Annotated in this window: 5 protein-coding genes; all 5 read left to right on the plus strand. The window is 62.6% G+C overall.

Annotated elements, in window-relative coordinates; all coding sequences use genetic code 11:
* Positions 1-63 precede the first annotated feature (63 nt).
* The 5 genes from mnmE (at position 64) to NKI38_RS30060 (ending at position 6133) form a co-directional block, all read left to right on the plus strand.
* Entirely contained in the window at positions 64-1395 is a 1332-nt protein-coding gene (gene mnmE, locus NKI38_RS30040) for a tRNA uridine-5-carboxymethylaminomethyl(34) synthesis GTPase MnmE (RefSeq protein WP_352664065.1), read from the plus strand.
* Between the two features lie 419 nt (positions 1396-1814).
* Positions 1815-3695 (plus strand): tRNA uridine-5-carboxymethylaminomethyl(34) synthesis enzyme MnmG, encoded by a 1881-nt coding sequence (mnmG, locus tag NKI38_RS30045; RefSeq protein WP_352664067.1) that lies wholly within the window; start codon positions 1815-1817, stop codon positions 3693-3695.
* Complete coding sequence (gene rsmG, locus NKI38_RS30050; RefSeq protein WP_352664069.1) at positions 3692-4324, plus strand: 16S rRNA (guanine(527)-N(7))-methyltransferase RsmG; 633 nt, start codon at positions 3692-3694, stop codon at positions 4322-4324. Before mnmG ends, rsmG begins: the two co-directional genes overlap by 4 nt.
* A gap of 51 nt (positions 4325-4375) precedes the next feature.
* On the plus strand, positions 4376-5176 hold the full coding sequence (locus NKI38_RS30055; RefSeq protein ID WP_352634675.1) for a ParA family protein: 801 nt from the start codon (positions 4376-4378) through the stop codon (positions 5174-5176).
* Positions 5177-5245: 69 nt separating this feature from the next.
* Positions 5246-6133: a ParB/RepB/Spo0J family partition protein gene (locus tag NKI38_RS30060; RefSeq protein WP_352664071.1), complete on the plus strand. Its 888-nt coding sequence runs from the start codon at positions 5246-5248 to the stop codon at positions 6131-6133.
* Positions 6134-6481: the final 348 nt, after the last annotated feature.

Consider the following 6481-nt stretch of genomic DNA (forward strand, 5'->3'; position numbering starts at 1 on the left):
GGCAAACTCGGTTGGGAGTTGTCATATGGATGTAGAGCTAGGGCGGTTCGGCAGAGCGGGCAAATGATTTCAGGCGATTCGATCGTAGCGCTCTCGAGCGGACGGCTTCCGGCTGGTGTCGCGGTCATCCGCATTTCAGGCCCGCAGACTCGATTCGTAGTCGAAACGATTGCCGGCGGTATGGTTAAGGACCGCGCTGCGGTTTTGCGCAGGCTGCGGGCGCCCGATGGAACCGTGCTCGACAACGGCCTGGTCGTGTTCTTTCCCGGGCCGGCCAGTTTTACAGGCGAGGATGTGGCGGAATTCCACGTTCATGGCGGACGCGCCGTGGTGGCCAGGATGCTGGAGACGATCACCAGTTTTGACGGCGTCAGGCACGCGGACCCAGGCGAATTCACGCGCCGGGCCTTTCTTAACGGCAAGGTCGATCTGGTCGAGACCGAGGCGCTGGCGGATCTCGTCAATGCCGAGACCGAGGCGCAGCGGCGCTTCGCGGTGCAAAACGCCGAAGGTGCCCAGAGCGAACTCTATCTCGGCTGGCGGCGCAGGCTGATCCACGCCCGCGCCATAATCGAGGCCGAGATCGATTTTGCCGATGAGGACGATATTCCCGGTTCCGTTTCGGATACGGTCTGGTCTGATATCCGAGCAATGATCGAAGAAATCGATCGGCATAGCGCCGGATTTCGCGCTGCCGAGATCATCCGCGACGGCTTTGAGGTCGTTATCCTTGGTGCACCCAACGCCGGTAAGTCGAGTCTGTTCAACGCCCTGGCGCGGCGGGATGCCGCTATAGTAACGGATGAACCTGGCACGACGCGGGACTTGCTTGAAGTGACGCTTGATCTACAGGGCCTGCGCGTCAAGCTTACGGATACGGCCGGGCTGCGCGAAGCGCCTGGCAAGGTCGAAGCAATTGGCATCGAGAAGGCCCGGGCCAAGGCACATGGTGCCGATCTCCTGCTGTTGCTGCAGGACGTTGCGGACCCCAGGCCCATCGGTCTGCTACCGACGGGCGCCCCGAGCTTGCGGGTCGGCACCAAGCTCGATCTGCTGGAAAGCCGCGCTGCACTCGATGCGGCGGGGAACTATGACCTTGCTATCTCGGTGCAGAACGGGACGGGCGTGGAGACATTGCTGGTGGAGATCGGCCAGCGAGCGGCGGAGGCGGCCGGCAATGCCGGCGATGTGCTGCCGTCGCGCCTGCGCCATGTAGAATTGCTCAATGAGACCAACCGCCATCTGCGTCGCGCCACCGACGGCCGGACTTTCGGGCAGGAATTGCGCGCTGAGGAGTTGCGGCTCGCAGCCGATCATCTGGGCCGAATCGTCGGCGCCATCGATGTCGAGGATATGCTTGACGTCATTTTCTCGCAATTCTGCATTGGGAAATGACTCACGTGAAACCATGCGGCATAGCGGGTCGAGTACGATGCCAACATTGCCTGTGACTCACGTGAAACATATCGACGGACGTTGGCTCCGCCCTCATTGCCCTGCCGGGCATTTCTCCCCGTATAGTGGCGGGGAGAAAGCAGCTGGCCGCATCTCCGGCGCTTTCCTGTAACGCTGGAGATTGGCGAAAGCGGCGATGACATCGTCCCTCTCCCCGTCACTATACGGGGAGAGGATGCCGGCAGGCAGGTGAGGGGCAGCGCTGACCAGGGGGTGTCTCGGTCGCGCGATGACTCACGTGAAACACGCGATGGCAAGTGCAAGGCTGTTTCACGTGAAACTCCCTGCGGAGTTTTCTTGACAGCACGGCCCTACGGGGACATGTGTCCCTCATTCATTTGAGTCTAGGACGTTTGGAAATGACCAATCACTATGATGTGGTTGTGGTGGGCGGCGGCCACGCGGGGTGCGAGGCGGCCAGTGCTGCCGCGCGCGCGGGTGCCAGAACCGCTTTGGTGACGCTGCGCTTCGACACGATTGGCGTGATGTCCTGCAATCCGGCGATCGGCGGGCTCGGCAAGGGTCACCTGGTTCGCGAAATCGACGCCATGGACGGCCTGATGGGGCGGGTGGCGGATGCTGCCGGCATCCAGTTCCGCCTGCTCAACCGCCGCAAGGGTCCGGCAGTGCGCGGGCCGCGCACGCAGGCCGACAGAAAGCTCTACCGCCTCGCCATGCAGGAAGCGATTCGGCAGCAGAACGATCTCGACGTGGTCGAGGGCGAGGTCCTGGACTTCGAAATCGTCGAAGGGCAGATCGTCGCCGTTCTCCTGGCCGACGGAAGGCGGCTTGCCTGTGGCGCTGTCGTTTTGACGACCGGGACTTTCCTGCGCGGGCTTATCCATATCGGCGAGAAGAAGATCGTTGCCGGCCGCATGAACGAGCAGGCCAGTCTTGGTCTGTCGGCGACGATGGACCGCGCCGGCTTCAGGCTCGGTCGGCTGAAGACCGGCACGCCGCCGCGGCTGGACGGCCGGACGATCGATTGGGCGTCGCTGGAAAGCCAAGCCGCCGATGAGGATCCGGTGCCGTTTTCGCTGATGACCGACCGTATCGAGACGCCGCAGATCGAATGCGGCATCACGCGCACGACCACGGCCACGCATGAGCTGATCCGCGCCAATCTCGGCCGCTCCGCCATGTATTCCGGCTCGATCGAAGGTGTCGGACCGCGCTACTGCCCGTCGATCGAGGACAAGATCGTCAAGTTCGGCGACAGGGATGGCCACCAGATTTTCCTCGAGCCGGAAGGGCTCGACGACGATACGATTTATCCGAATGGGATTTCGACTTCGCTGCCCGAGGATGTGCAGCTCGATATATTGAAAACCATTCCGGGGCTTGAGCGCGCCACCATGCTGCAGCCCGGCTATGCCATTGAATATGATCATGTCGATCCGCGCGAGCTGCACCAGACGCTGGAGACGAAGCGCATCAGTGGCCTCTTTCTCGCCGGGCAGATCAACGGCACGACCGGTTATGAAGAGGCCGCCGGGCAAGGTCTGCTCGCCGGCCTCAATGCGGCACGGCGGGCGGCAGGCAGCGAGCAGATCGTGCTCAGCCGCACAGAGGCCTATATCGGCGTGATGGTGGACGATTTGACCAGCCGCGGCATCAGCGAACCTTATCGCATGTTCACCTCGCGGGCCGAGTTCCGGCTGTCGCTGCGCGCCGACAACGCCGATGAACGGCTGACGCCCTTGGCTGCGAAATTGGGCATCGCCTCGACGCAGCGGATGCGGCGCTACGAGGCTGTCATGCAGCGCCTCGACGAAGCGCGTCAGCTGGCGAAGTCGCTCACCCTGACCCCCAATGAAGCGGCGCGGCATGGGCTGGAGATCAACCGGGATGGCGTGCGCCGGTCCGGCTATGAATTGCTGTCCTACCCCGACGTCGATGTGGCCTGGCTGGCCGGTATCGATTCGCGGTTTGCGGAGATCGACGGCAAAACGGCGGAACGCCTCGGAACGGAAGCGAAATATTCGGTCTATCTCGATCGCCAGAAGACCGATGTGGCGCAGATCCGGCATGAGGAGAGCCGGCTGATTCCGGAGACGGTCGATTTCGCCGGGGTGCCGGGCCTGTCCAACGAGTTGAAGCAGAAGATGCAGGCGCGGCGGCCGCGCTCCATCGCCGATGCCCAGCGCATGGAAGGCATGACGCCGGCGGCGCTGGCGATCATAGTCGCGCATGTTCGTCACGCTGAGAGCACCCAGCGCCCACAAAGGGATGTTGCGTGAGTTCATTTTCCCTGGAGAGCCTGCAGGACGCGGCAGGCCCGGTTTCACGTGAAACATTCGATCGGCTGGTGGCGTTCGAGCAGATGTTCCAGAAATGGAATCGCAGCATCAATCTCGTTGCGCAATCGACGGCTGGCGATGTCTGGCAGCGCCATATCCTGGACAGCGCGCAGTTGGCGCGAATCGAGCCTCGGGCGACGCGCTGGGTCGATCTCGGGTCTGGCGGCGGATTTCCTGGCCTTGTCATGGCTTTCCTGCTTGCCGAACGTGACGGCGCCAGCATCGATCTGGTTGAAAGCAATCGCAAAAAAGCATCCTTCCTGCAGGCCGTCGTCGGGCAGTTCAGCCTGCCGGCGCGGGTCGTGGCGCGCCGCATCGATGACAGTCATGCGCTTGTTTCGACACCGCAAATCGTCACGGCGCGGGCGCTGGCATCGCTTTCGACCTTGCTGGACCTGTCGGCGCCATGGCTGATTTCAGGCGCGCGCGGCCTGTTTCACAAAGGCCGGGATTACCGCGCCGAAGTGGAAGAAAGCGTTCACCGATGGTCCTTCGATCTGGTAGAACATCCAAGTGTGACCGACGCCAGCGGCGTCATCCTCGAATTGTCGAACTTGCGACCTGTCTGATCTGCTCCAGGCGACCCGAAGCGACCCAAAATGAATTTCTGGCATAGACCCATGATGAAGAATGGCCCCCGCATCATCACCGTAGCCAACCAGAAGGGCGGCGTCGGCAAGACCACCACCGCCATCAACCTGGCGACCGCGCTGGCCGCCATCGGCGAAAAGGTGCTGATCGTCGATCTCGATCCGCAAGGCAATGCCAGCACCGGCCTCGGCATCGACCGCAAGGATCGGACGGTCTCATCCTATGACGTGCTGACGGGTGAGCTGGATCTGGAAGCCGCGGCCATTCCGACGGCGGTGCCTGGCCTGTCGATCGTGCCGTCGACGCTCGACCTGCTCGGCATCGAAATGGAAATCGCCTCGGCGCCGGACCGGGTGCTCAAGCTGCGCAATGCGCTGCGCGCCGCGACCGAGCGCGGGGCACCGTTCGGTTATGTGTTGATCGATTGTCCGCCGTCCCTCAACCTTTTGACGCTCAATTCAATGGCGGCGGCCGATTCCGTTCTTGTGCCGCTGCAATGTGAATTCTTTGCGCTGGAAGGGCTCAGCCAATTGCTGGAAACCGTCGAGCAGGTGCGCCGCTCGATCAATCCGGACCTTATTATCCAAGGCATCGTGCTGACCATGTATGACGGCCGCAACAATCTCGCCAACCAGGTGGTGCAGGATGTGCGCGCCCATATGGGCGACAAGGTCTACGAGACCATCATTCCGCGCAATGTGCGAGTGTCCGAGGCGCCGTCCTACGGCAAGCCGGCGATCCTGTACGACCTGAAATGCTCGGGCAGCCAGGCCTATCTGCAACTGGCATCGGAAGTAATCCGCCGCGAGCGTAAATTGCGCGCCGCTTGATTAGATCGGATGCATAGTTAAGAGCCGATTCGATACCGAAACGATCTGGAATAGCCAACTGGAATAAAGATGAGCGAAGACCTTTCGAGAAAGAGACTGGGCCGAGGGCTGGCAGCACTGATCGGCGAGATCGACCGTCCGGCAGCGCCGGAAAAGCCTGGTATGAGCGCCGACGGCAAGGTGCCGATCGAGTTCCTGACCCCCAATCCGAAAAATCCACGCCGGCATTTCGGCGACGCCGAGCTGACGGACCTTGCCCAGTCGATCCGCGAACATGGCGTGGTCCAGCCCGTGGTGGCGCGGCCTTCGCCGATGCAGGCCGGGCGCTACGAGATTATCGCCGGCGAGCGGCGTTGGCGCGCGGCACAGCGCGCCGGTCTGTCCGAGATCCCGGTCATCATCCGCGAGGTCAACGACCGCACCGCGCTCGAACTGGCGATCATCGAGAACGTGCAGCGCACCGACCTCAATGCGGTCGAGGAAGCGCTTGGTTATCAGCAGCTGATCGACGAGCACGGCTACACCCAGGCCGATCTCGGCCAGGTGATCGGCAAGAGCCGCAGCCATGTCGCCAACACGCTGCGCCTGCTCAAGCTGCCGGACGTGATCCGCGACATGCTGGTCGACGGCGCCTTGTCGGCAGGGCACGCCCGCACGCTGGTGACGGCGGAAGATCCGGCCGGGCTTGCCAAGCGCATCGTCGAAGAGGGCCTTTCAGTGCGCCAGGCCGAAGCGCTGGCGCAGATGCCAGCTGGCAGCAGCAGCACGAAAGAGGCCAGGCCGGCGCCGAGTCTGGAGCAGAAGGACCCCGACACGCTGGCGTTGGAAAAGCTGTTGACGGATACGATCGGCATGATCGTGTCCGTGGAACACAAGGGCAAGGGTGGCGTGCTGCGCATCGCATATCGGTCGCTGGAGCAGCTTGATGAGCTGTGCAGACGGCTGAAGCGGGAGTAGTAGTTAGCCGACGAATTTTCTTCAAGGCAGAGATTGATTTGGCGCATGTGAAAGGGGCTGGCCGCCGCGCCGGCCCTTTCTTTTGTGGCGTTGGTGATTGGCGAAATCGGCAGGATTGTTCCTGTCTTGCGGCGACTGCGCGTTTGGCGAATGGCTTCCCCCACTCCGTCGCTGCTTCGCAGCGCCACCTCTCCCCCCTCCGGAGGGAGAGGAAAGGGGCCAAGGGCGGCGAACTCGCGCCGTTCCTCTACCCCGTCGATCGGGGGAGAGGTGTCGAGCGTAGCACGACGGAGTGGGGGGGGGCCGTTAACCAGTGTATTATAAAAATAAACCAGCCCCCCCCCCCGA

The sequence above is a fragment of the Mesorhizobium sp. M0621 genome, from assembly GCF_040320745.1.
GTDB lineage: Bacteria > Pseudomonadota > Alphaproteobacteria > Rhizobiales > Rhizobiaceae > Mesorhizobium.

Bases quoted from the DNA above. Each gene is read 5' to 3' on its own strand.
- mnmE (WP_352664065.1), top strand. From the start codon at position 64: ATGATTTCAGGCGATTCGATCGTAGCGCTCTCGAGCGGACGGCTTCCG.
- mnmG (WP_352664067.1), top strand. From the start codon at position 1,815: ATGACCAATCACTATGATGTGGTTGTGGTGGGCGGCGGCCACGCGGGG.
- NKI38_RS30055 (WP_352634675.1), top strand. From the start codon at position 4,376: ATGATGAAGAATGGCCCCCGCATCATCACCGTAGCCAACCAGAAGGGC.
- NKI38_RS30060 (WP_352664071.1), top strand. From the start codon at position 5,246: ATGAGCGAAGACCTTTCGAGAAAGAGACTGGGCCGAGGGCTGGCAGCA.